This is a genomic window from Klebsiella sp. 141161, assembly GCF_050600815.1.
Taxonomy (GTDB): domain Bacteria; phylum Pseudomonadota; class Gammaproteobacteria; order Enterobacterales; family Enterobacteriaceae; genus Klebsiella; species Klebsiella aerogenes.
Map to the genome: position 1 here is coordinate 1 of NZ_JAQIRN010000032.1, position 316 is coordinate 316.

Here is a 316-nt window from a genome sequence, read left to right on the forward strand (position 1 = left end):
GCGTAGCGATACGTTGAGCTAACCGATACTAATGAACCGTGAGGCTTAACCTTACAACGCCGAAGATGTTTTGGCGATTTGAGATGATTTTCAGCTTAGATTCAGAGTTGAGTACGCAATAATTTGCGCAGCAGCAAGGCGGCAAGCGAAGGAAAGGAAGGAGCATACAGAAGTATGTGACTGAGTTGACGAGCGCAGGAAACGCCGCTGATGCGATAAATAATTGCGTACTGAGCACAAAGAATTTGCCTGGCGGCAATAGCGCGGTGGTCCCACCTGACCCCATGCCGAACTCAGAAGTGAAACGCCGTAGCGC

The 316-nt window shown here is 50.0% G+C and carries 1 rRNA gene; it reads left to right on the forward strand.

The annotated features are described in order from the left end of the window. Window positions 1-248 precede the first annotated feature (248 nt). Window positions 249-316: ribosomal RNA gene (gene rrf / locus PGR79_RS23840) — 5S ribosomal RNA — on the forward strand; the annotation flags it as partial.